This window comes from Xanthomonas sp. LMG 12461 (assembly GCF_009192935.1).
Lineage (GTDB): Bacteria > Pseudomonadota > Gammaproteobacteria > Xanthomonadales > Xanthomonadaceae > Xanthomonas_A > Xanthomonas_A sontii.
In genome coordinates this window covers 1-23,516 of sequence record NZ_NQYT01000063.1, presented here as the reverse complement: position 1 = coordinate 23,516, position 23,516 = coordinate 1, and the positions used below count along the sequence as shown (strand labels likewise).

The 23,516-nt window shown below is 70.2% G+C and carries 25 protein-coding genes; 7 read left to right on the top strand and 18 right to left on the bottom strand.

The features are described from left to right. The first annotated feature begins 546 nt into the window (after positions 1-546). From lgt to CEK68_RS16630, 3 genes are all read left to right on the top strand, one after another. Positions 547-1,455 carry a prolipoprotein diacylglyceryl transferase gene (gene lgt, locus CEK68_RS16640; protein WP_152240038.1) on the top strand — a complete coding sequence of 303 codons (909 nt, stop codon included), beginning with the start codon at positions 547-549 and terminating at the stop codon, positions 1,453-1,455. Then, entirely contained in the window at positions 1,452-2,246 is a 795-nt protein-coding gene (locus tag CEK68_RS16635) for a thymidylate synthase (RefSeq protein WP_152240037.1), read from the top strand. Before lgt ends, CEK68_RS16635 begins: the two co-directional genes overlap by 4 nt. Positions 2,247-2,338: 92 nt before the next feature. Next, complete coding sequence (locus CEK68_RS16630) at positions 2,339-2,845, top strand: dihydrofolate reductase (protein WP_193314231.1); 507 nt, start codon at positions 2,339-2,341, stop codon at positions 2,843-2,845. A 129-nt stretch (positions 2,846-2,974) separates the two neighbouring features. Here the strand turns inward: CEK68_RS16630 and CEK68_RS16625 are convergent, their stop codons facing one another. The 9 genes from CEK68_RS16625 to CEK68_RS16585 all read right to left on the bottom strand — a co-directional run bounded on the left by CEK68_RS16625 (position 2,975) and on the right by CEK68_RS16585 (position 12,451). Further along, on the bottom strand, positions 2,975-3,898 hold the full coding sequence (locus tag CEK68_RS16625) for a symmetrical bis(5'-nucleosyl)-tetraphosphatase (protein ID WP_017916442.1): 924 nt from the start codon (positions 3,896-3,898) through the stop codon (positions 2,975-2,977). Then, positions 3,898-4,281 carry a Co2+/Mg2+ efflux protein ApaG gene (gene apaG / locus CEK68_RS16620; RefSeq protein ID WP_010340000.1) on the bottom strand — a complete coding sequence of 128 codons (384 nt, stop codon included), beginning with the start codon at positions 4,279-4,281 and terminating at the stop codon, positions 3,898-3,900. The genes CEK68_RS16625 and apaG overlap by 1 nt, the downstream gene beginning before the upstream one ends. A gap of 333 nt (positions 4,282-4,614) precedes the next feature. Next, positions 4,615-5,409 (bottom strand): 16S rRNA (adenine(1518)-N(6)/adenine(1519)-N(6))-dimethyltransferase RsmA, encoded by a 795-nt coding sequence (gene rsmA, locus CEK68_RS16615; RefSeq protein ID WP_152240035.1) that lies wholly within the window; start codon positions 5,407-5,409, stop codon positions 4,615-4,617. 113 nt (positions 5,410-5,522) lie between these two features. After that, on the bottom strand, positions 5,523-6,500 hold the full coding sequence (pdxA, locus tag CEK68_RS16610; protein ID WP_152240034.1) for a 4-hydroxythreonine-4-phosphate dehydrogenase PdxA: 978 nt from the start codon (positions 6,498-6,500) through the stop codon (positions 5,523-5,525). A gap of 3 nt (positions 6,501-6,503) precedes the next feature. Further along, positions 6,504-7,865 carry a peptidylprolyl isomerase gene (locus CEK68_RS16605; RefSeq protein ID WP_150410673.1) on the bottom strand — a complete coding sequence of 454 codons (1,362 nt, stop codon included), beginning with the start codon at positions 7,863-7,865 and terminating at the stop codon, positions 6,504-6,506. Next, entirely contained in the window at positions 7,862-10,213 is a 2,352-nt protein-coding gene (gene lptD, locus CEK68_RS16600; protein WP_152182394.1) for an LPS-assembly protein LptD, read from the bottom strand. The genes CEK68_RS16605 and lptD overlap by 4 nt, the downstream gene beginning before the upstream one ends. Before the next feature lie 163 nt (positions 10,214-10,376). After that, the gene (locus CEK68_RS16595) at positions 10,377-11,282 is read right to left on the bottom strand and encodes a histone deacetylase family protein (protein WP_152240033.1); all 906 of its coding nucleotides are present in this window, start codon (positions 11,280-11,282) and stop codon (positions 10,377-10,379) included. 24 nt (positions 11,283-11,306) lie between these two features. Then, a complete protein-coding gene (locus CEK68_RS16590; protein ID WP_010340006.1) occupies positions 11,307-11,861 on the bottom strand; it encodes a cob(I)yrinic acid a,c-diamide adenosyltransferase in 555 nt (184 codons plus the stop codon). A gap of 5 nt (positions 11,862-11,866) precedes the next feature. Then, positions 11,867-12,451 carry a hypothetical protein gene (locus tag CEK68_RS16585; RefSeq protein ID WP_152240032.1) on the bottom strand — a complete coding sequence of 195 codons (585 nt, stop codon included), beginning with the start codon at positions 12,449-12,451 and terminating at the stop codon, positions 11,867-11,869. A gap of 143 nt (positions 12,452-12,594) precedes the next feature. Between CEK68_RS16585 and ubiH the strand changes: the two genes are divergently transcribed. The 3 genes from ubiH (at position 12,595) to comJ (ending at position 15,695) form a co-directional block, all read left to right on the top strand. Beyond that, on the top strand, positions 12,595-13,809 hold the full coding sequence (gene ubiH / locus CEK68_RS16580; protein ID WP_152240031.1) for a 2-octaprenyl-6-methoxyphenyl hydroxylase: 1,215 nt from the start codon (positions 12,595-12,597) through the stop codon (positions 13,807-13,809). Then, positions 13,806-14,984 (top strand): UbiH/UbiF family hydroxylase, encoded by a 1,179-nt coding sequence (locus tag CEK68_RS16575; protein WP_152240030.1) that lies wholly within the window; start codon positions 13,806-13,808, stop codon positions 14,982-14,984. The genes ubiH and CEK68_RS16575 overlap by 4 nt, the downstream gene beginning before the upstream one ends. A gap of 369 nt (positions 14,985-15,353) precedes the next feature. Further along, positions 15,354-15,695 carry a competence protein ComJ gene (gene comJ / locus CEK68_RS16570; protein WP_255424783.1) on the top strand — a complete coding sequence of 114 codons (342 nt, stop codon included), beginning with the start codon at positions 15,354-15,356 and terminating at the stop codon, positions 15,693-15,695. A gap of 254 nt (positions 15,696-15,949) precedes the next feature. Here comJ and CEK68_RS16565 read toward each other — a convergent pair whose 3' ends face one another. The 4 genes from CEK68_RS16565 to CEK68_RS16550 form a co-directional block, all read right to left on the bottom strand. After that, complete coding sequence (locus CEK68_RS16565) at positions 15,950-16,270, bottom strand: hypothetical protein (RefSeq protein WP_010340011.1); 321 nt, start codon at positions 16,268-16,270, stop codon at positions 15,950-15,952. Between the two features lie 186 nt (positions 16,271-16,456). Continuing rightward, positions 16,457-16,852 (bottom strand): hypothetical protein, encoded by a 396-nt coding sequence (locus CEK68_RS16560; protein ID WP_017914183.1) that lies wholly within the window; start codon positions 16,850-16,852, stop codon positions 16,457-16,459. Positions 16,853-16,896: 44 nt separating this feature from the next. Beyond that, entirely contained in the window at positions 16,897-17,619 is a 723-nt protein-coding gene (locus CEK68_RS16555) for a hypothetical protein (RefSeq protein ID WP_152240029.1), read from the bottom strand. Positions 17,620-17,700: 81 nt separating this feature from the next. Continuing rightward, positions 17,701-18,600, bottom strand: a complete 900-nt coding sequence (locus tag CEK68_RS16550) for an SMP-30/gluconolactonase/LRE family protein (protein WP_152240028.1) — start codon at positions 18,598-18,600, stop codon at positions 17,701-17,703. Positions 18,601-18,792: 192 nt separating this feature from the next. On the opposite strand from CEK68_RS16550, the gene CEK68_RS16545 reads away from it, so the two are divergent. After that, entirely contained in the window at positions 18,793-19,842 is a 1,050-nt protein-coding gene (locus tag CEK68_RS16545; RefSeq protein ID WP_226977923.1) for a Gfo/Idh/MocA family oxidoreductase, read from the top strand. A 116-nt stretch (positions 19,843-19,958) separates the two neighbouring features. Here the strand turns inward: CEK68_RS16545 and rlmM are convergent, their stop codons facing one another. Genes rlmM through CEK68_RS16520 form a run of 5 tightly spaced genes read right to left on the bottom strand, consistent with a single transcriptional unit; the run spans position 19,959 to position 23,457 of the window. Next, positions 19,959-21,023 carry a 23S rRNA (cytidine(2498)-2'-O)-methyltransferase RlmM gene (gene rlmM, locus CEK68_RS16540; protein WP_148829705.1) on the bottom strand — a complete coding sequence of 355 codons (1,065 nt, stop codon included), beginning with the start codon at positions 21,021-21,023 and terminating at the stop codon, positions 19,959-19,961. Between the two features lie 20 nt (positions 21,024-21,043). Continuing rightward, positions 21,044-21,604, bottom strand: a complete 561-nt coding sequence (locus CEK68_RS16535) for a nucleoside deaminase (protein ID WP_017914178.1) — start codon at positions 21,602-21,604, stop codon at positions 21,044-21,046. Continuing rightward, a complete protein-coding gene (locus CEK68_RS16530; RefSeq protein ID WP_152240026.1) occupies positions 21,604-22,011 on the bottom strand; it encodes a hypothetical protein in 408 nt (135 codons plus the stop codon). The genes CEK68_RS16535 and CEK68_RS16530 overlap by 1 nt, the downstream gene beginning before the upstream one ends. A gap of 59 nt (positions 22,012-22,070) precedes the next feature. Continuing rightward, positions 22,071-22,451, bottom strand: coding sequence for an STN domain-containing protein (locus CEK68_RS16525; RefSeq protein WP_152240025.1), 381 nt, complete (start codon positions 22,449-22,451; stop codon positions 22,071-22,073). A gap of 46 nt (positions 22,452-22,497) precedes the next feature. Further along, a complete protein-coding gene (locus CEK68_RS16520; protein WP_152240024.1) occupies positions 22,498-23,457 on the bottom strand; it encodes a DMT family transporter in 960 nt (319 codons plus the stop codon). Positions 23,458-23,516: the final 59 nt, after the last annotated feature.

Here is a 23,516-nt window from a genome sequence, read left to right as displayed (position 1 = left end):
GAGGCGTCAGATGCTGAAGAGGAGCCGGGCCTGATGGCTCTGCTCGGCGCGGCTGAAGCAGCTCCCACATCAGGGCGATGCCGCTCCTGCATGGGTGCGACGGGTGGTGTGGTGGGAGGGACTTCAGTCCCGACGCGATAGCGCCGGAGTGAACCCGATGGCTCTGCTCGTTGCCGCTGATGGCCTGGAGGCCACATGGGCCGCTGCCACAAGCAACGAGGGGCACGTGGCGGCTGGGCTGAGCCTATTGTGTCTTGGGGTCGGTCGGCGGCAGGTTCGTGCGCCTGCCAGCAGATGAAGCGCCACCCCGCTGCGCCGTCCGCAGTCGCGGCAAGCAGCGGAGTCAGTGGCAGACGCGTGCGCCTGCCAGCAGATGAAGCCCCACCCTGCTGCGCCGTCCGCAGTCGCGGCAATTAGGGGAGTCAGTGGCAGACGCGTGCGCCTGCCAGCAGATGAAGCGCGACCCCGCTGTGCCGTCCGCAATCGCGGCAAGGAGCGGAGTCGGTGGCAGAATAGGCACTCTTTGCCCCCGGCCGACGTTTGCGCATGACCTATCTCCACCAGATCGATCCCATCGCCTTCTCGTTCGGGCCGGTGAAGGTGCATTGGTACGGGCTGATGTATCTGGCCGGCTTCATCTCGGCCTGGTGGCTGGGCCGCCGCCGCATCCGCGCCGGGCGCCTGCCCGGGGTGAACGAGGACGGCTTCTCCGATCTGCTGTTCTACGCGATGCTCGGCGTGGTGCTGGGCGGGCGCATCGGCTACATGCTGTTCTACGCCCTATCCGATTTCCTGGCCGACCCGCTGCTGATCTTCAAGGTGTGGGACGGCGGCATGAGCTTCCACGGCGGCCTGTTGGGCGTGCTGGCGGCCTGCCTGTGGTGGACGCGCAAGGTGCGCCTGCATTTCTTCGACACCGTCGATTTCATCGCGCCGCTGGTGCCGCTGGGCCTGGGCTTCGGCCGCATCGGCAATTTCGTCGGCGGCGAGTTGTGGGGCAAGTTGACCCACGCCGGCTGGGGCGTGATCTTCCCGCACGCGCCGATACAGGACGGCGTGGCCAATGCGCCGGCACTGGAGAGCCTGAAGAGTGCCGCGCAACTGCAGCAGCAATACGCCGCGGGCCTGCTCGATCGCTATGCCCGCCATCCGTCGCAACTGTACGAAGCGGCGCTGGAAGGATTGGTGATGTTCGTGGTGCTGTGGACGTTCTCGATGAAGCCGCGCGCGCGCTATGCGGTGTCCGGCTTGTTCGCGCTGCTGTACGGTGTGTTCCGCTTCGCCGTGGAATTCGTGCGGGTGCCGGATGCGCAACTCGGCTACCTGGCGTTCCATTGGCTGACCCGCGGCCAGCAGTTGAGCATCCCGCTGATCCTGCTCGGCCTGTTCCTGCTGTGGCGCTCGCGCAGCGCGCCGGTGCTGCAGCCGGTGCCGCCGCCGGAGGTGAGCAAGTGAAGCAGTACCTGGAATTGCTGCAGCACGTGCTGGAGCGCGGCGCGGAAAAATCCGACCGCACCGGCACCGGCACGCGCAGCGTGTTCGGCTGGCAGATGCGCTTCGATCTCAACGACGGCTTCCCGCTGGTCACCACCAAGAAGCTGCACCTGCGCTCGATCGTGCACGAGTTGCTGTGGTTCCTGAAGGGCGAGACCAACATCGCCTATCTCAAGGACAACAAGGTCAGCATCTGGGACGAGTGGGCCGACGCGCAGGGCGAGCTCGGCCCGGTGTACGGCAAGCAGTGGCGGCGCTGGACCGGTGCCGACGGTCTCGAGATCGACCAGATGCAGTGGCTGGTGGACGAGATCAAGCGCAACCCGGATTCGCGCCGGCTGGTGATCAGCGCCTGGAACGTGGCCGAGCTGCCGCAGATGGCGCTGATGCCCTGCCACAGCCTGTTCCAGTTCTATGTGGTCGACGGCAAGCTCAGCTGCCAGCTGTACCAGCGCAGCGGCGACATTTTCCTGGGCGTGCCGTTCAACATCGCCAGCTATGCGCTGCTGACCCACATGGTGGCGCAGGCCACCGGCCTGGGCGTGGGCGATTTCGTGCATACGCTGGGCGATGCGCATCTGTATTCCAACCACTTCGAACAGGCGCGCGAACAGCTGGCACGCACGCCGCGGCCGCTGCCGCAGCTGCGGCTGAATCCGGCGGTGACCGATCTGTTCGCCTTCACCTACGACGACATCGCCATCGAGGGCTACAACCCGCATCCGGCGATCAAGGCGCCGGTGGCGGTGTGAACAGCAGCTGGGAATCGGGAGTGGGGAATCGGGAATCGGCGAGCGCCGCCGTCGCGACGGGGACGGATTTGGAGCGGTCTACGCGCCCCTCGCTGCAGTTGAGCCTGCTCGCGGCGCTGGATCGGGCCAATGCGATCGGTCGCGACAACGACTTGCCGTGGCGCCTGCCGGACGATCTCAAGCGGTTCAAGGCGCTGACCCTGGGCAAGCCGGTGTTGATGGGGCGCAAGACCGCGCAGTCGCTGGGGCGCGCGCTGCCCGGGCGCTTGAACCTGGTGATGACCCGTTCCGGGCAGGTGCCGTTCGCGGACATGCAGGCGGTGGCGTCGCTGCAGGCGGCGATCGACGCGGCGCGTGAGGCCGGCGCCACGGAACTGGCGGTGATCGGCGGCGGCGACATCTTCGCCCTGACCCTGCCGTTGGCCGAGGTGCTGTACCTGACCCATGTCGACACCGCGGTCGACGGCGCCGATGCGCATTTCCCCGCGTTCGATCCGGCGCAATGGGAGGTGGTGGCGCGGCAGGCGCATCCGGTGGATGCGCGGCATGCGCTGGCCTTCGAATTCGTGGATTACCGGCGCCGGGCTGGCGCGGTGTAAGCAGCGGCTGTGGCGGATGCCGGCGCACATGCCGGGATTGTTAGGAGCAGCTAGCCGCGACACGCATTCCCGGGAACGCCTGTCGCGGCTGAAGCCGCTCCTGCGAAACCGCAACGTCTCGCGTTAGACCTATTCCTGCTCGGGCGCAGCAGAGGCAGCCGGCGCCGGTTGTCCACGGTTCGGCGCGCTGCGCCGCCGCGGCGTGGCGGTGCGCGCCGCCGGCGGCGGTCCCTGCACCGGCCGGCCGGGGACCTGCACGACCTGCAGGTCCTCGCTGTCCAGGCGCAGGGCGGTGAGTTTGCCACCCCAGACCGCGCCGGTGTCGATCGCGTGCACGCCCTGGGTGATGGTCAGGCCCAGCGTCGACCAGTGTCCGCAGACGATCTTCAGGTCGCGCTCGACCCGCCCCGGCACCTCGAACCACGGGTACAGACCCTGCGCCTGGGTGCCGGGCGTGCCCTTTTCCTCGATCGCGATGCGCCCGCGGGGGGTGCAGTAGCGGGCGCGGGTGAACAGGTTGATGATCGCGCGCGAACGGTCGTAGCCGGTCAGGCCCGGCGACCAGGCCGGGCGGTCGCCGTACATGTTGCGGAACAGCTTGCGGTAGCCGTTGCCGTGCAGCTGCTGCTCCACCTCGCGTGCATGCTTCTCGGCCAGCGCGGTGGTCCACTTCGGCGCCAGGCCGGCGTGGATCATCATCCAGCCGAGCTGGCGGTCGGCATGCAGCAGCTTCTGCATGCGCAGCCAGGTCAGCAGTTCGTCGCGATCCTCGGCCAGCACGATGCGTTGCAGGTCCGGATTGACCTTGCGCTGTTCGTCCGGGCTGCGCTCGCCGATCGCCAGCAGCGACAGGTCGTGGTTGCCCAGCACCACCACGCTGTGTTCGCGCAGCGAGTGCACCAGGCGCAGGGTCTCCAGCGATTGCCCGCCGCGGTTGACCAGGTCGCCGCAGAACCACAGCCGGTCCACCGCCGGATCGAAGCGGATCTTCTCCAGCAACTGCTGGGTGATGTCGTAGCAACCCTGCAGGTCGCCGATCGCCCAGACCGCCATCAGTGCAGGGTCCGCGGGACGGACAGCACGAACGGCGCGATCGCGGCGATGAAATGGGTGCCGTCGTCGGCTTCCATGTCGTAGTGGCCGCGCATCGTGCCGTGCTCGGTTTCCAGTACCAGCCCGGAGGTGTAGCGGAAATCCTCGCCCGGGCGCAGCCGCGGCTGTTCGCCGACCACGCCATCGCCGTCGACGCGTTCGATGCGGCCGTTGCCGTCGGTGATCTCCCAGTGGCGGGCGATCAGGCGCGCGGCGACGCGGCCGCGGTTGTGGATGCGGATCGTGTAGGCGAACGTGTAGCGTCCGTCCTCCGGCGCCGATTGGTCGTCGAGGAATCGGGGCGACACTTCGACCTCGATCCGATAGGGGGCGTCATCGTTCATCCCCACAGTTTAGAGCGTGTTTTGCCCTTTGAGGCGAGATGCGTCAGCGGTTGTCACTGTCAGGCGGCTGACGCGTGGCAGTGGCCCTGGCTGCCGCCTGCGCGAGCCGCCCGTGCGGGCCTGTTGTTGCCGCGGGCAGTGCGCAGGAGGGCTGTCGTTCGCGGTGGCAGTCTGTGTTGTGCGGCTTGCCAAGTTGCGGTTTCGAGGCGGTGCCGTCATCACCATGTCTACGGCGCAGGTCGGCGACGCCTGCGCCGACATGCAAGGAGCGGAGCAACGCGTGCGCAGAGGTTCGCACCACGCATGCATGCGCGCGCCGCGCGGGACGTCCGCTCAGGCGTGCGCGATGTTGGCCAGGCGCACGAAGTCGGCGACCTCGAGCTGCTCGGCGCGCGCGTCCGGACGCACGCCCGCGGCCTCGAACTGCGCGGCATCGCAGACGCCGTTCAAGGCGTTGCGCAGGGTCTTGCGGCGCTGCCCGAACGCGGCGCGGACCACGTCGGCGAAGCGTTTGGGATCGGCGATGCCCACCGTCTGCGGCGGCCGCGGCACCAGCCGCACCACGGCCGAATCCACCTTCGGCGGCGGCCGGAACGCGCCCGGCGGCACCACGAACAGCGAGGTCACCTCGCAGTAGGCCTGCAGCATCACGCTGAGTCGGCCGTAGACCTTGCTGCCCGGGTCGGCGGCCATGCGGTCGACCACTTCCTTCTGCAGCATGAAGTGCATGTCGGCGATCGCTGCGGCGTGGTCCAGCGCATGGAACAGGATCGGCGAGGAGATGTTGTAGGGCAGGTTGCCGACCAGGCGGATGCGCGCGCCCTCGGCCAGGGCGGCGAAATCCACCGACAGCACGTCGCGGTTGAGGATGGTCAGTTCGCCGACGTCGGCCGCTGCCGCGGTCAACGGCGCGATCAGGTCGCGGTCGAATTCGATCACGGTCAGCTGGCCATGCCGGCGCAGCAGCGGGAAGGTGATCGCGCCCTGGCCCGGGCCGATCTCGACCAGCCGGTCGCCCGGCTTGGGATCGACCGCGCGGACGATGCTGTCGATGTAGTGGCGATCGCTGAGGAAGTGCTGGCCAAGGGATTTCTTGGCCGGGGCGCCGAAGCCGGAAGAGGAAGTCATGGCCGGCATTTTATCGGCATGCACGGGGCGGCGCGCGCTCGCAGCGACGCAGGAGCGGCATCACCGGGCCCGCCCTGGTTGCGGCAGATCGCGAACGGCGCCCGGATATGCGCCTAGGACTGCGCGCGGCGCGCCGCCAGTTGCGCGCACAGCGCAGTGGCAGCGAACAGGCTGGACGGGTCGGCCACGCCGCGGCCGGCCAGCTCCAGCGCGGTGCCGTGGTCGACCGCCACGCGTGGGTAGGGCAGGCCCAGGGTCAGGTTCACCGCCTGCTCGAAGCCGCTGTACTTGAGTACCGGCAGGCCCTGGTCGTGGTACATCGCCAGCACCGCGTCCACGCTCGCCAGCTTCTGCGGCAGGAACGCGGTATCGGCCGGGAGCGGGCCGAGCAGGCGCATGCCCTCCGCGCGCAAGGCGTCCAGCACCGGCTGCATCACCTGGATTTCCTCCAGGCCCAGGTGACCATCCTCGCCGGCATGCGGGTTCAGCCCCAGCACCGCGATGGTCGGCGTGGCGATGCCGAACGCGTGGCGCAAGGCGGCCTCGGTGATGCGCAGGCTGCGTTCCAGCAGGGCCGGCGTGAGTGCATCGGCGACCGCGCGCAGCGGCAGGTGGGTGGTGACCAAGGCTACGCGCACGATGGCATTGGCCAGCATCATCACCACCTCGCGGCCGGCGTGTTGGGCCAGCAGTTCGGTGGTGCCGGTGTAGGCGATGCCGCCGGCGTTGATCGCCGCTTTATGGACCGGGCCGGTCACCACGCCGTCCAGTTCCCCGCTCAGGCAGGCATCGGCCGCCTGGGTCAGTGCGGCGATCACCGCAGCCGCGTTGGCCGGTTCGGTCGCGCCAAAGCGGCTTGGCACGGCATTGGCGACCGTGCGCAGGCGCAGATCGCCGGGGGCGACGGCAGGGCTGGATTCGGGCAGCAGCTGCAGCGGCAGCGACAGCGCCGCCGCGGCGGCGCGCAAGGTGTCGGGATCGGCGAAGGCCAGGAGCTGGCAATCGTGACGCGGCTGTTGCGCCAGCCGCACGCACAGCTCCGGGCCGATCCCGCCCGGCTCGCCCGGCACCAGCGCGAGCGAGGGGCGCATGGATCAGGGCTTGGCGGCGGGCGCCGGCGCGGGCGTGGCCGCCGGCGCAGTGGCGGCGTCGGTGTTGCCCACGCGCAGGTCGACGTAGGCTTCGCCGCGCATTTCCTGCAGGAAGCGGTTGTATTCCTCTTCCAGCTTGCGGCGGCCGATGGTCTCGCGGACCTGGGCGCGCTGGGTATCGCTGGTCACGTCGGTCTGGCGCTCGCCGACGCGCTGCACGATGTGCCAGCCGGCCTCGGTGCGGAACGGCTGCGAAATCTGGCCGTCCTGCAGGCTCGCGACGTGCTGGCCGAAGTCCGGGCCGAACGCGTCGGCCGGGAACCAGCCCAGATCGCCGCCCTGGCTGCGGCTGTTGGTGTCTTCCGAGGCTTCCTTGGCCACGGCCTGGAAGTCGGCGCCGCCGGCGATGCGGGCGCGCAGCGTCTCGATCTTGGCCTTGGCGGCCGCGTCGGGCTGCGCATCGTTGACCCGGATCAGGATGTGGCGGGCGTGGTACTCGGTGACCGTCTTCTTTTCCGGATTGGCCGAGGCGTCGCGCACTTCGACCAGCTTCAGCAGCTGGAAGCCGCTGGGGCCGCGCAGCGGGCCGGCGACCTGGCCCGGCTTCATGTCGCGGATCAGCTGCGCGAACGCGTTGGGGATCTCGTCCAGGCTGCGCCAGCCCAGGTCGCCGCCTTCCAGCGCGTTGGGGCTGTCGGAATAGCGCACCGCCGCGGCGTTGAAATCGATCTCGCCCTTGTCGATCAGGTTCTTGACCCCGTCGATCTTGCCCTGGGCGGTCTTGATCTGCTCGGCGGTGGCGCCTTCCGGCAGGCCGACCAGGATGTGTGCCAGGTGGTACTGGGTGCCGGTGGTGGCTTGCTGCGCCAGCGCCGCGTCGACTTCGGCCTCGCTGACGTTGATGCGGCTCTGCGCAAAGCTCTGGCGCAGGCGCTGCACGGTGATTTCGTCGCGCACCGAGTTGCGGAAGTCGGTGTAGGACATGCCGTCGGCAGCCAGCTTCTTGCGCAGCCCATCCACGTCGGTGCCGTTCTGCTGGGCGATGCTGGCGATGGCGCGGTTCAGTTCGTCGTCGCCGACGCGGATGCCGGTGCTGTTGGCGCGCGCGACCTGCAGCTTGACCAGCACCAGACGCTCCAGCACCTGCCGCTGCAGCACGTTATCCGGCGGCAGCTGCGCCTCGCGGCCGGCATACTGCGCCTTCACGTTGCGCACGGCACGATCCAGTTCGCTCTGCAGTACGACATCCTCGTCGACCACCGCGGCGATGCGGTCCAGCGGTTGGGTTTGTTGCGCGGCGGCCGGAGCGGACACGCCGGCGATCGCCACCAGGGCGGCGAGAAAAACAGAAAGGGTCTTGGTCATGGAATCTGGTTCGGATCGTAAGCGTCCGGATCGGTCGTGGTGTTGCTGGGCGGGACCAAGTACAGGTCGTCGCGGTTGTAGCCGAGAATAGCACGGCGCAGAACGCGGTCCGTGTCCTGGCCCAGGGACGACAGCCCCTTGAGCACGAACTCGATCTGGAAGGCGGTATCCAGCGCGCCGGTGCGGTTGCGCACGTAGCGCCGCGCCAGCGCCCGCACCGCCAGACAGCAGCTGTCCCACTGCACGCCGAGGATGCTTTCCAGCGGCTTCTTGTCCATCAGCGAGTAGTAATGCCGGCCAACGACGCTCCAGGTCGGATTGATCGGGTACAGGAACGACACGTCGGCCTGTTCCAGCAGATCGCGGCGGTAGCGGTAGGCGATATTGACGATGCCGTCGCCGGGCATCAGGTAGCGCGCGCGGAAGCTGGCCAGGTCCTTGCGCCGGTACTTGGGATCCCACTGGTAGGTGGCGCCCAGGTTCCAGCGATCGTTGATCATGTAGTTGGCATCGGCGACCCAGGCCGACTTGCCCTGCTCGATGGTGGTGTCGCTGTTGGGCAGGCTGACCCGCGAATCGCTGAAATACAGGATCTGGCCGAGGCTGACCGACAACTTCTCCTTGCCATCGTCCTGGCGCAGCAGGCGCGAGCTCAGGGCCATGGTCAGCTGGTTGGCGTCGTTCTGGCGGTCGGCACCGGTGTAACGCGAATCGCGGAACAACTGGCCCCAGCTGAAGGTGAACTCACGGGTGTCGAAGATCGGCAGGTCGTTCTGGTCGCGGTACGGCGTGTACAGGTAGAACAGTCGCGGTTCCAGGGTCTGCAGATAGTTGGTGTTGCCCCACTTGGTATCGCGGTCGAAGTACACGCCCGCATCGACCGTGGCGATCGGCAGGCTGCGCGAGGGCGTGGTGTCGCCGCCGAGCGTGGCCGCCAGATCCTTGTCCAACTGATAGGCGGTATAACGCCAGGCCAGGGTCGGCTTGAGGAACCAGGCGGCGCCGGCCAGCGGCATCGAGATGTAGGGCTTCAGGTCCAGGCGGCTGCCGCCGGGGCGCGGGGTGACCACGCCGGTGCGTTCGTAGGTGCCGTCGGTGGTTTTCTGATGGATATCGTCGTGCACGAAGCGCACCGCTTCGCTGTACAGCCCGGCTTCGAAATAGTTGCCGAACGACTGGTCCCAGTTGAAGAAGGCGCGCGGCTGGCGGTTGTACGGCAGCGCATCCTCGGTCAGGGTGTAGTCGGTCAGCTGCCAGCGGTCGGCCATCACGCCGGCGGTCCAGGTCTCGCCGGTGCCGTAGACGCCGATCGTGCTCTGGATGTTGGACACCGCATTGCCGAGCAGGCGGTTGGAGAAGTCCTCGGTGTAGCGCTCGTCGCTGACCCATGCCAGCGAAGCGCGCGCCTGCCACTGCGAATTGATGTTGTGGTAGCCCTGGTAACTGAAGCGGCCGCGATCCTTGTCGCGCAACTTGTCGTCCGGCAGGTAGGCGGCCTGCAGCTCACCCTTGCCGCCGTCGTAGAGATAGCGGAATTCGCTGCCCAGCATCAGGCCGCGGCGGGCCATGAAGCGCGGATACAGGGTGGCGTCGTAGTTCGGCGCGAGGTTCAGGTAGTACGGCTGGGTGTAGTCGAAGCCGTTGCGGCTGGACATGCCGATCGCCGGGAACAGGAAACCGCTGCTGCGGCGATCGTCGATCGGGAACTTGAACCAGGGCGCGTACAGGATCGGGAAGTTGTAGATCTTCAGGATCGCGTTGCGCGCGGTGCCGAAGCCTTCGTCGTTGTCGACGTCGATTTCCGGCGCGTGCAGCTCCCACACCCGCTGCGAGGGGTCGCAGGTGGTGTAGGTGGAGCGATGCATCTGCCCCAGCGCACCCTGCAGGTCGACCGAGTCGGCCTTGCCGTTGCCGCGGCGGGCCAGCAGCTGGTAGCGGATGTTGGTGATCTTGTGGGTGTCGGTGTCCTGATTGCCCTCGGCGCGATCGGCGATCATGCGGATCGACGAGTCCTGGTAGCGCACGTGACCCTCGGCAATGTAATTGCCGGTCTCGGTATCCACCCGCAGGCTGTCCGTGCCCATGAACTGGTCGCCGCGCTTGAGCGCGACGTTGCCGGTGTAGTTGGGGATGGTGGTGGTGCCCGACAGCTGGTCGCCTTCGATATTGGTCGGCTGCTGCTCGCGATTCTGCGCCAGCTTGGGATCCGGCTGCTGCGCGTCGTCGAACTTGGGCAGCACGTCCGGGGTCGGGCACAGGCCCCAGTTCGGCGGCTTTTCAGCCGCCAATGCCGGCAGGCACAGGGCGATACTGAACGGAAGAGGGAGCAGGCGAAGGGTTCGGCGCACGCGCGTCAGGTATCGGGCGAAAACGGTCGCTAGCTTGCCCCATCCCGTGCATAGGGGCAATGAAGGCGTCCCCGGGGCGGGGGACGGGGTTCATCGGCCTGGCGGAGCGGGGTTTCGATCCGGGCGTGCCGCGCCGCGGCCGCCGCCGCGCGGGCGCGGATCCTCAGCGCAGCGCGTCGACGTGGGCGACGCTGCCCTCGCGCAGTGCCTGCAGGTCGTAGCCGCCTTCCAGCAGGGACACCACCCGGCCGCGCGCGTGCCGCTGCGCGACTGCGCGCAGTTCGGCGGTGATCCAGCCGAAATCCTCGGTCTCCAGCATCAGGTCGGCCAATGGGTCGCGCATGTGCGCGTCGAAGCCGGCCGAGATCAGCAGCAGCTGTGGCTTGAACGCGTCCAGCAGCGGCAGCATCTGGTCGGCCCAGGTGTTGCGGAAGCGGAAACCGCCGCTGCCCGGTGGCAGCAATGCGTTGTGCAGGTTGCCGACGCCGCGGTCGTGGACCCCGCCGGTGTGCGGGAACAGCCCGGACTGGTGGGTGCTGAGGTACTGCACCTTCGGCTCGCGCTCGAAGATCGCCTGGGTGCCGTTGCCGTGGTGCACGTCGAAATCGACGATGGCGATCCGCTCCAGGCCGTGCGTGTCGCGGGCGTGGGCGGCGGCCACGGCCACGTTGTTGAACAGGCAGAAGCCCATCGCGGTGTCGGCGGTGGCGTGATGGCCGGGCGGGCGCACCGCGCAGAAGGCGGTGTCGGTGACACCGTGCATCACCGCATCCACAGCGGCGATGCCGGCGCCGGCGGCGCGCAGTGCGGCCGCGCGCGAGCCGGGCGAGAGGACCGTGTCCACGTCGAGCATTTGCGGGCCGTCGAGATCGGCCAGAACGCGATCGATCAGTTCGCGCTCATGGACCCGGGCCAGGTCGCCGAGCTTGGCCAGCGGCGCCTCGCGCCATTCCAGCGCAGGAAACGCCTCGCGCAGCGCGGTGGTCACCGCCTCCAGGCGCTGCGGCCGTTCCGGGTGTTCCGGTCCGGGCGCGTGGCCCAGGCAGGCAGGATGGGTATAGATCAGCATGCGCGGCCGCGGCCCGGGCGTGGCTCAGGCCTGGCGCCGGTCGTGGCGCCACAGCACTTCGCCGTGGCCGTCGGCCCGCGCCAGCACCCGCGCCAGCACGAACAGCAGGTCGGACAGGCGGTTGAGGTAGCGCACCGCTTCCGGGCGCACCGCGTCCTGCCGCGACAGCGCCACTGTCTCGCGCTCGGCGCGGCGCACGATGGTGCGGGCCAGGTGGCAGCGCGCCGCCGCCTCGCCGCCGGCGGGCAGGATGAAGTCCTGCAGCGGCGGCAGGGTGTCGTTGTAGCGGTCCAGGTGCCGTTCCAGTGCGTCGATGTCGGCGGCATGGATCGCGGCATGGCCAGGGATGCACAGCTCGCCGCCGAGGTCGAACAACTGGTGCTGGATTGCGGTCAGCAACTGCCGCACGTCCTCGGCCAGCGGGCAGGCCAGGACCACGCCGATCGCCGAGTTGGCTTCGTCCACGGTGCCGTAGGCGGCGACCCGTGCCGAGTCCTTGCCGACCCGGTTGCCGTCGCCCAGGCCGGTGCTGCCGTCGTCGCCGGTGCGGGTGTAGATCTTGGAGAGGCGGTTGCCCATCCTAGTCAGTGACCGACCGGCTGGCCGCGCTGGCCCAGCCGCGCTAGCTGCTCGACGCCGACCTGGACCGCCGCGGCCAGCGCCACATACAGGCTGGCGCTGCCCAGGTAGGGCAGCAGCCAGTCGCTGTAGTTCTGCCACCAGCCGGCCAGGGTCGGGTTCGGCACGCTGCGGCTGACCCAGTAGAAGCTGCCTTGCGCCAGCAGGTGGCACAGCGCCACCGCCACCAGCAGGCTGCCGGCAGCCAGGCCCAGGGCGCGCCAGTCGGCACCGTGGTAGCGCCGCGCCAGCCAGGCGCCGCCGGCCCACAGCACGAAATAGGCCGGGATCAGGCACCAGTAGGCCGGCGACACGCAGTAGTGCTGCCAGAAATCCAGGCCCTGGCTGCGGATGACCAGATAGTCGACCAGCACCGCCAGCGCCATCAGCAGCGGGAATGCCCAGCGGGTCCAGCTGCGCAGGTAGAAGCCGCCGACGAAGAACACCGCCCACGACGCGTCCGGGATCGCCCCGAAGTGGTTGATGCGGGTCGCGGCCAGCAGCGCGGTCAACAGCAGCAGGGCGGGGAGGCGGTGGGTGGAAGGCGTCATGACGGCGGGCACCGGGGCACGTAAGACCCCGGATTCTACTGGAAGCGCGGCGCGCGCGAGCGCCGTGCGCCGCTGCCGCCACGGCACGCAAGCTGGGCGGTGGCGCTCACCGGGCAGACGGGTGCGGGTCGTATCATGGCCGGATGAGCAAACGACATGACGTAGTGATCGTCGGCGGCGGCCTGGTCGGCGCCAGCCTGGCCATCGCCCTGGACCGGCTGGGGGTGGACGTGGGTCTGGTCGAGGCCGCACCGCCGGGCGCGTTGCCGCCGGTATTCGACCAGCGCAACCTCAGCTTCGCCGCCGCCACGGTCAACGCGCTGAGCGCGCTCGGGGTGATGCAGCGGCTGCGCGCGCCGACCGGCCCGATCCGCCGCATCCATGTCAGTCGCGCCGGCGATTTCGGCCGGGTGCGGCTGGAGGCCGCCGACTACGGACGCGAGGCCTTCGGCCAAGTGGTCGTCGCGCGCGACTTCGGCGAGGCGCTGGAGGCCAGCTTGGCGGCGACCACGCGGCTGACCCGCTACCGCCCGGCGCAGTTCGTGGCACTGGAGCCCGACGCCGAGCATGGAGAGCGCCGGGTGCGCATCGCCCGCGACGGCAGCGAGCAGGTCCTGCACGCGCGCCTGCTGGTCGGCGCCGACGGCAGCGCCAGCGCGGTGCGCGAGGCGCTGGGCATCGCCGCGGCGCGCCATGATTTCCAGCAGACCCTGTTCGTGGCGCGGGTGCGCGGCAGCCGCCAGCCCGACGGCACCGCCTACGAGCGCTTCCGCGACGACGGCCCGACGGCCTTGTTGCCGCGCGGCGACCGCCATTACGGCGCGATCCACGCGGTGGCCGCCGAGGACGCCGACGCGGTGACGGCGCTGGACGAGGGGGCCTGGCTGCAGCGGCTGCAGGACGCGCTGGGCTGGCGCGTCGGCCGCCTGCTCGGTAGCGGCGAGCGCAGCGCCTATCCGATCGTGCAGGTGCTGGCCGAGCGGCTGACCGATGCGCGCGCGGTGCTGCTGGGCAATGCCGCGCAGACCTTGCACCCGCTGGGCGCGCAGGGCTTCAACCTGGGCCTGCGCGATGCGCTGACCCTGGCCGAACTGATCGAGCGCGACGGCACCGACCCGGGCGCGCCGGCGCTGCTGCAGCAGTACGCGCAGCGCCGCGAGCAGGATCGCCAGCGCACGGTGACGTTCTCCGGCGGGCTGGCGCGGCTGACCGCCAATCCGACCCCGCTGCTGCGCCCACTGCGCAGCCTGGGCCTGCTGGCGGCGGCGCAGGCCGCGCCGCTGCAGTCGTTCCTGGTCGGCGGCGCGATGGGCTTCCGCGGCGATGTGCCGCAGCTGTGCCGGGAGACGCGCGCATGAGCCGGCGCGGCGTGCTGGATGTGGTGGTGGTGGGCGGCGGCGTGGTCGGCGCGGCCTGTGCGCTGGCCCTGGCCGGCGAAGGCCTGGCGGTGGCGCTGGTCGAGGGCCGCGAGCCGCCGCGCTGGTCGTCGGAAACGCCGGACCTGCGGGTCTATGCCTTCGCCCCGGACAATGCGGCGCTGCTGCAGGGCCTGGGCGTGTGGCCGCAGGTCCTCGCCAGCCGCGCCAGCGCGTACCGGCGCATGCGCGTGTGGGATGCCGGCGGCGGTGGCGAGTTGGCCTTCGACGCCGACACCCTGGGCCGCGACCAACTCGGCTGGATCGTCGAACACAATCTATTGGTCGAACAGCTGTGGGCGGCGCTGCCTGCGGCCGGCGTGCAGGTGCATTGCCCGGCACGAGTGGAGGCGCTGGAGCCATCGGCCGAGCGTGCGCGCCTGCGCCTGGACGACGGCAGCCGCTTGGACGCGCGTCTGGCGATCGCCGCCGACGGCGCCGAGTCCACGGTGCGCGGCCTGGCCGGGCTGGACGCGCCGGCGCACGACTACGGCCAGCGCGGCGTGGTCGCCTTCGTGCAGACCGAACAGCCGCACCAGGACACGGCCTGGCAGCGTTTCCTGCCGGGCGGCCCGCTGGCGTTCCTGCCGTTCGCCGACGGCCGCAGCTCGATCGTGTGGACCTTGCCCGAGGCCGAGGCGGCGCGGGTGCTGGCGCTGGACGATGCGGCGTTCGGCGCCGAACTGACCCAGGCCTTCGGCGCCCGCCTGGGCGCGGTGCGCGCGCTGTCGCCGCGGCTGGGCTTCCCGCTGCGCCGGCAACTGGTGGAGGCCTACCAGCGCGGCCGCCTGCTGGTGCTGGGCGATGCCGCGCACGTGGTGCATCCGCTGGCCGGGCAGGGCGTCAACCTGGGCCTGCGCGACGTCGCCGCGCTGGCGACACTGGTGCGGCAGGCGCAGACGCAGCGGGTCGACTGGGCGGCGCCGCAGCGGTTGGCGCGCTGGGCGCGTGGTCGCCGCAGCGACAACACCGTGGCCGCCTACGGCTTCGATGCGATCAACCGGCTGTTCTCCAACGACGAGCTGCACCTGACCCTGCTGCGCGGCCCGCTGCTGGGCCTGGCGGGCAAGCTGCCGTTGTTGATGCACGGTTTCTGGAAGCGCGCTTCCGGCGTGTGACTGCGCGCTCCGGCCCGGCGCGGCGGCCGCAGATTCGACCACGCGCGCCGAGCGGCGCCCGTCCCCTCATCCGCCCCTTCGGGGGCACCTTCTCCTGGAGGGAGAAGGAAGCGCCAGCGTCGGCTGGTTTGCTTGAGCCCCTCTCCCCTCGGGAGATGGGTTGGGGTGAGGGTAGGGCGCGAAGCGCAGCACGCAGGCCGCGTTCCTGCCATGGAGAACGACGATGCAAGACGCGCCCCGGACGCAGACCGTGGATCTGCTGATTTCCCATAGCCAGGTGCAGTTGCGTGCCCGCGCCTTCGACGAGGCCGCCTGCCGCTGGGGCCGCGCAATCTGGAGCAGGGCGCGGTCCTGCATCGCGACTACGTGGTGTTCGATCCGTTGCCCGAGGACGCGTTCGGCGCGCAGGTGCACCTGGTGCTGGCCGAGGCGTTCGCGCCCGATCCGCGTGCGCAGCGGCGCATGCAGGTGCCGTTCCGGGTGAATCCGGATGCGCGGGTGCAGGTGGCGTCTGCCGCCGAGGCCTTCGATGTGACACTGGCGCTGCAGCCTGGCGACTACGCGCTGTACTACGAAGTCTGCGAAGGCGACGACGAGGTGTATTACCGGCTCACCCTGGTGCCGGCGGCGCAGCCGGTCGCGGCGCGCTATCTGCTGGACGATCCCTGGGGCGGGGTGCGGGATGCGCCGCTGCAGGAGGGACTGCTGTAGCTGTCGTCAGCGCGGTGGGCGAGGCCGAGCGGCAGGGTGGCGTGGTGGAAGACACGCGCTGCGAGGAGATCGGGTCGATGCAGCGGCGATGGCGGCGTCAGTGTGGGTGAGGCGGTTGCGCGATGCTGTGGCGCTCGCGTTGCCGGTGTCTGCGGTGTTGCCGCTTCAGAAAACAATCGCGCCGCATGCGGCGGGAAGGCCGCAGGCGGCGCGCGTGGTGGAGAGGGTGCGGGTCAGTCTCCGCGTGGGTCGCGTCACGTCGACATCCAGCCTTCCAGGTCGGCCTTGCTCAGGCGGCCGTGGTGATGCACGTCGACGGCATCGAACTCGGCGTACAGCGTCGGGTCGGCCTTGGCTTCGGCGCGGCTGATGTAGCCGTCATGGTTGCGGTCGAGCTTGGCGAAATCGATGTGGTAGTCGCCGACGATCGAGTTCGGTTCGACCGAGGTGACATTGATGATCTGGCCGTTCTGGTGCAGGGTCACTTCGTCCGGCGCCGACTGCGCCATGGCCAGCGCCGGCGCGGCAAGCAGCGCGAACGCGAACGGGACGAGACGAGGAACGATGCGGTTCATGGCACGACTCCTGTTGCTGGGAAGGAGTCAAGAACATAGGCCTGGCCGAATTAATCGACGCTAAAAAAATCGGGCGTTCGCATCTGCACGTCGGCGCTGTTTAGCAAGCGTTTCCAATGCACCCTGCAACACGACCGAGGGTGCGCCGGCGCCCGCCATGGCGGCGCCGGACGCGCTCTGGTGCAGCTACAGCCAGCCGGCCAGCTGCGCGCGGCTGAGGCGGCCGCTGCGGGTGGTGTCCAGCGCGTCGAACTCGTCGGCCAGCGACGGGTTGGCCTGCGCTTCGCTGCGGCTGATGTAGCCGTCGTGGTCGGTGTCCAGCGCCTCGAAGTCGATGCGGTAGCTGCCGGCCACACGGTCCGGCTGGATGCTGCGCACGGTCACCTGCGCTTCGCCGGGCGTGGCCGGCAACTGCACCTGGTGAGTGACCACGCCATTGCTGAGCGGCTGCGCGCGCACGTTGACCGGCACGTCGCGCAGCGGCTCGGTGGTGGCGCTGGAGGCAGTGTTGAGATTCTGCGCCGCGGCCGGCGCGGCGCAGGCGCACAGGCAGCAGAGCAGGGCGAGGGAACGGCAGGACATGGACACAACGCAACTCCAGTATGGCGATGGATGGCGGCCCCGGCTCAGCCGGGGATGAACGGAAACGCGAGCTTCAACAGGCCCTTCAGCCCGCCCTCGGCAGTGCTGGCGACGGCCTTGGCGCCGAGGCTGTTCAGGGCGCGGCGTACGTCCTCCCAGCGTAGCTTGCTCACGTCCTTCTTCAACAGGTCGGCGACCTCTTCGGCGGTGGGCGCCAGCTTCTGCAGTTCCTGCGTCACCTTGTCCGGCTCCGGTTGCAGGTAGCCCCAGCGCTCGGCGATCTTCAGCAGCGTGTCGAAGCGCACCGCCATCACGTCGCGGTTGCGCTCGTACACGGGCATGGCGCCGACGTCGACGATGGCCTGTTCGAAGCGCTGCTGGTCGTCGGGATGCTCGATGCGGATCGCCAGGAAGCCGTCCTTCTTGCTGCGCTCGCTGACATGCTTTGCCCCGGCGCGCAGGTTGTCCTCGGTCAGCACCGTGGCGACGATGCGCTGCAGCGCCGCCTCGTTGTCCTCCGGCACCAGCGCACGCCAGCGCGCATAGCCGTCGCGGCGCAGGCCCTTGACCTTGGCCGGGGTCACTCGCAGGCGCATCGCCACCGCGTTGTTGGAATCGCTGCGCGAGATCGCGCCGTCGCGTTCCAGCAACACGAAGATCAGCAGTTCCAGGTCGCGCTTGGTCAGCGACTGGAAGCCCTGCAACAGGGTCAGGCGCAGGAATTCGTCGGCGAAGCCGGCCGGGTTGTTCAGTTCGATCGGCTGCATGTGCGCGGCCCTCCAGTCAGTGCAGCCAGGATGCCAGGGGACCATTGCGCGGGCTGAGACGCCGCTGCGATACGCATCCCATCAGCGTCCGTGCTCGCGGCCGGGGCGGTCGCTGCGGAAGGTTTCGATCGCGCCACGGTCCTGCAGGGTCACGTCGACATCGCGCCCGTCGGCGCCGCCGAAGGCCAGGTTGGTGGGCTTGCGGCCCTTGGTCGCGACCTCGTGCAGCAGCGTGCCGTCGGGCGCCAGCACGATCACCTTGCCGGCGTCGTAGCGGGCCACGTACAGGTTGCCGTCGACGTCGCAGCGCATGCCGTCCAGGCCGGCGTCGGTGAAGCTGGCGAACAGCCGCTTGTTGGAGACGGCGCCGTCGGCCGCACGGTCGTAGACCCAGATCCGCCGCTGCACGCTCTCGTTGACGTACAGGCGCTTGCCGTCGGGGCTGACCTCGATGCCGTTGGTGGTGCCCATGCCGGTCTCGATCAGATGCGCGCTGCGGTCGCGGTCGATGCGCCACAGCTGGCCGCCGTCGTGCTTCCAGTCCGGGTCGCTGGCGTACAGGGTGCCGTCCGGCGCCATCGCGATGTCGTTGGGCTGGAACGCGCCCGGCAGCGTGGCGTAGACCTCGATGCGCTTGCTGCGCAGGGCGATGCGCAGGATGCGGTGCTGGCCGTAGTCCGCAACGTACATGCGCCCGCGGCGGTCGAAGCGGATGCCGTTGCCGATGCTGCCGTCGGGAAGATCCACGAACAGCGTGGCCTGGCCGCGGCCGTCGGCGTCGCGCTGGACCCGGCCGATGCTGCCGTCGTGGGCGAAGTTGACCACGTATAGCGCACCATCGGGACCCGTCGCAGGCCCTTCGATCTTGTCGGTGAATACGCCATCGCCGACCAGGTCGCGGGCGCGGAACAGGGGTTCCTGCGCCCCGGCCGGGGCAGCCAGCAGCAGGGCGAGGGCGGCAAGCAGTGGGCGGCAGCGCATCGGGTGTCCGAACGGCGGGGGAGGCGGCAGTGTGCCAGACGCCCCCGGCGCATCGCGCGATAGCGCTCACAGTGCCGATGCCGCGCCAGCGGTTAGGGTGAAGCATCCTTCCGGTCGGAGTTGCGCATGGAGCCGTCCTCGCCGAATCGCCGCCGCCTGTTTCTGGCCGGCCTCTCCGCCACCGCCGCCGGTATGCTCGGAGCGTCCACGTGGGCGGCCACGCCGGCACGACGCCGCAAGCCGCTGGGCGTGGCCCTGGTCGGCCTGGGCGAGTACGCCAGCAGCCGCCTGGCGCCGGGGCTCGCCCTGACCCGGCACTGCCGCCTGGCCGGCATCGTCACCGGCTCGCCGCAGAAGATCCCGCAGTGGCAGGCGCGCTATCGCATCCCGGATCGCAACGTCTACAGCTACGACGAGTTGGAGCGTATCGCCGACAACCCGGACATCGACGTGGTCTACGTGGTCACGCCCACCCATCTGCACGCGCCGCTGAGCATCCGTGCCGCCGCCGCCGGCAAGCACGTGTGGTGCGAGAAGCCGATGGCGCTGCACGCCGAGCAGGCGCAGGCGATGATCGAGGCCTGCGCGCGCAACAAGGTGCGGCTGAGCATCGGCTACCGCATGCAGCACGAGCCCAACACCCGGCGCCTCATCGCCCTGGCCGGCGAGCGCCCGTTCGGGGCGATGCGCAGCGTGCGCGCCGAGGCGGGCTATGCCGGCTACGGCGACACCGACCCGGCGCAGCGGCCGTGGCGGCTGCGCGCGCAGTACGGCGGCGGTGCGATGTACGACATGGGCGTGTATCCGCTCAACGCGGCGCGCTACACGACCGGCGCCGAGCCGCTGGCGGTCAGCGCGCGGCGATCCACCGATCGGCCGGCATTGTTCGACGAGGTCGACGAGCACATGCACTTCACCCTGGAGTTCCCGCACGGGGTGACAGCCAGCTGCGCGGCCAGTTTCGGCCGCACCATGAACCTGCTGCGCGCCGAGTGCGCGAAGGGTTGGTACGAACTGGCGCCGTTCCAGGCCTACGACGGCGTGCGCGGCCGGGCCAGCGATGGCCGCCTGTTCGACGCGCGGGTGCACCACCAGCAGGCGCTGCAGATGGACGAGGACGCGCTGGCGATCCTGCAGGGCACGCCGCTGCGCGTGCCTGGCGAGGAAGGCTTGCGCGACATGCGCGTCGTCGATGCCATCCAGCGCTCGGCGCGGGAGGACGGGGCGCGGATCGTGCTGTAGCGGTGGCGGCGCCAATGCGCTCGTCACAGGAGCGGCTTCAGCCGCGATGGCTTTCCCGGGAAACCCATCGCGGCCGAGCCGCTGCTACGAAACACCGGATGTGGACGCGCGACCGCTCAGCCCGGGATCGCCAGCACCGTGATCTCTTCGCGGTCGTGGTAGAGCTGCTTGGCGCGCAACTGCAGCGGGCGCTCGGCACGCTCGGCAAACAGGTCCAGGCACAGCCGGGTCTCGTCCCAGCGCTTCTTCATCGGCAGCTTCAAGTTGAAGATCGCGTGCCGGCACCAGCCCTCGCGGAACCAGGTGGCCATGCGCTCGGCGACGCGGCGCGGCTGCTCGACCATGTCGCAGACCATCCAGTCCAGCGGCTGCGGCGGTTTCCAGTGGAAGCCGTCGGCGCGCAGGTGGTCGACCAGGCCGCTGTCGAGCACGTGCTGGCGCAGCGGGCCGTTGTCCACGCTGGTCACGTGCAGGTGCTGGCGGGTCAGCACCCAGGTCCAGCCGCCGGGGGCGGCGCCGAGGTCGGCCGCGCGCATGCCCGGGCGCAGCAGCGTCTCGCGCTCGTGCGGGGTCAGCAGCGCCAGCAGCGCTTCTTCCAGTTTCAGCGCCGAGCGCGAGGGCGCCTCCGGCAGCAGCTTGAGGCGCGGAATGCCCAGCGGCCACGGCGCGCTGTCCTCGCTGTCGGCCACCGCCAGCAGGGCGTGGGTGCCGGTCACGAAGCACACGTGCAGGCGCGGCAGCCGCGGCTGCGGCTTGTCGCTGAGCAGGCCGGCCTTGCGCAGCGCCGGGCGCAGCGCGTTGCCGAAGCTGCGCGCCAGGCCCGACAGCGGCTTGCCAGCGTCCGAGTCCGGATGTTCGACCCATAGGTCGCCGAAGCGCGGCTGTCCGGCAAGCGCCTGCAGGATCGGCGCGATGCGGTCGCTGGCCGGCAACTCGCGCAGGTCGGCCAGCAACTGCAGCTTCTGCCGGGCGAAGATCAGCCCGCGCCAGGGCAGCGCCTGCGCCGGTACCGCTGTGTCGCTGAGCAGCAGCGCGTAGCCGCTGTTGCGCTCGGTGCGCGCGTAGGCGGCCAGCCCGGCCTCGCCGGCGCGGGCGTTGAGCTCGGCCGCCAGTTCGGGTTCGAAGCCGGGCCGGCAGTAGCACAGCAGGCCATGGACCAGCGGGCCGTTCTCGAAGGACATGGGCAAGCCTTCCGGCGGGGTCAGTAGCGGGGGCTGTCGAGTTCGCCGTAGCGGCGCAGCACCGCGCAGGCGGCGTCGCGGTGCAGGCCGCGCACCACCTCGATGCCGCGGCGTTGCAACTCGCCGACCCAGTCCGCCGGCAGCGGGCCTTCGTCGAACGGGGTCAGCGCCATCACGTCCTCGGCGCTGGCACCGATCAGCAGGCGGTCGATGCCGGCCCAGATGGTGGCGCCGTAGCACTGGCAGCACGGCTGCGAGGAAGTGGCCAGGGTCACCGGCGACAGCACCGCGTTCAGCCGCGGGGTCTGCAGGCGCTGCTGGGCCAGCATGTAGGCCATGTTCTCGGCATGCGCCAGCGAGGTGGTCTGCGGCACCACCCGGTTCACGCCGACGGCGATGATGCGGTGGTCCGGGCCGAATACCGCCGCGCCGAATGGGCCGCCGCTGCCGGCGTCCACGTTCAGCCGCGACAGTTCCACCGCCAGCGCGACCTTGTCGGCATCGCTGGCGTAGACGGCCTGCGGATCGACCGCCTCGTGAATCCAGGCGGGCAGGGTGAGGTGGACTTGCGCGTAGAGCATCAGCGGACGGGTTCGGCAGGCTGGGGGGCGCGCAGTGTATCGGCTTGCGCGGGGCGCGCGCTGCATTGCCCGGCCACGCAGGAGCAGCCGGCGATCGCGGGCGAGCCGCACACGCTCATGCGCCCGCTGGCCTGGCACTGCGCCATCACGCCTTGCGGATCGGTAGGGCTGTCGCGGTTGACGCAGGCCGGCATCGCGCCGCAGCAGTTGCCGACGTTCTTGACCGTGCAGTCGGCATCGGTGCGGCAACTGGTGTCGACCTTGATCGGCAGGCCCGGTGCGGACGCCGTCGGCGTCGGTGCCGGCACCGCCGGCTTGGCGGTCTCGCTGCGCGCGCAGGCGCTGGACAGCAGCATGCCGGCGATCAGGCACAGGGAACACAGCAACGACGCGAAATGGCGGGACATGGCGATCTTCCGTGCGGTGGAGTGCGGCCATGGTAGCAACCCACCGCGCCGCCGCCGGGTCAGCGGCGGACGACCGTCATCGCGTCGGCGCTTTCCTCCGAGATCCGCAACGCCGTGCCGTCCAGTGCCTGGTGCAGCGCCTGGCGGATGCTGACCTGTCCCTTCACCGCGTTGACAGGCAGCGACACGAGGCCGGGATCGCGGTACACGACCATGCAGCCGGTGGCGTGGGCCAGTTGCTGCGAGACCTCATCGAAGCGCCCGGCCGGCAGGTCGTAGGCATGGTCGGGGACGGTGTCGCACTTGCCGGTTGCCGCCGGTGCGATGGCGTTGGCGGCCGGGTTCGGCGCCGCGCCGGATGGCGCGTTGGAGGCGTGGCAGCCAGCCAGTGCGGCGACTAGGACGAGAGCGGGACAGCAACGGCGCAGGAGGGTGTGCATGGCGCGATTCCCGTGAGAGGACCTGCGCCAGTCTAGGCAGCGCCGCTTAACCGGGCTTGGCTTCGTGCGCTGCGGGCTGCGGCCGCGCGTGTACCAGAGTGCACCACAGCACGCCGCCGAGCAGGCAGGCGATCGCCAGCAGTTCCAGCGCGGTCGGCCAGCGCTGCTCCCACAGGAAGCCGTACAGCAGCGCGAACACGGTCTCGAACACGATCATCTGCCCGACCAGGGTCAGCGGCAGCAGCCGGCTGGCGTGGTTCCAGCAGGCGTTGCCGATCACCGAAGCGAACAGCGCCAGCACCAGCGCCATGCCCCAGAAGCGCATCCAGTCGGCGCCGGCATGGGCCGTGCCCGACAGGGCGAACGCCGGCAGCGCCAGGGTCAGGGCCAGCGCGCCGGTGACCACGCCGGTCAGCAGCGACCAGTCGCGGCCGGACAGGTCCGGGCGCCGCCGCAGCCAGCGCGCGTTCTTGATCGAGTAGGCGGTCCAGCACGCCAGCGCGCCGACCGCACAGGCCAGCCCCGCCGCACGCAGGCCGAGGCTGGCGGGAATGTGCGGCCGCGCCACGGCCAGGGTCTGCACCGCGACCAGCGCCACCCCGAGCACGCACAGCGCGCAGGGCGCGGCGAGCCGGCGCAACCGCACCGCGCCGGCCGCGCGCGAACCGATGACGGTGACCGCCGCCGGCAGCAGGCCGATGATCAGCGCGGTGGCGGCGCCGCCGGCCCACTGCACCGCGCTGCCCAGCAGCACGTAGTAGACGATGTTGCCGAGCAGGCTCAGGCGCAGCAGCGCCCACCATTCGGGCGCGCCCAGCGGCGCGGTGGCGGCGCGCCAGCGCGGCAGCAGCACCACGGCGGCGATGGCGCCGTAGGCCAGGTAGCGCGAGATGGCCAGTTGCAGCGGCGAGAAAGCGCTCAGCAGTTGCGGCGCCAGGAACACCAGGCCCCACAGCGCGCCCGCGACCATGCCGGTGCCGACCCCTGCCCATAGACGTTGGCGCATGCGGTTCGTTTCCGTATCGGCCGTGTCAGCCGTGACGGCTCAGCATGCCGGCGCCGGCA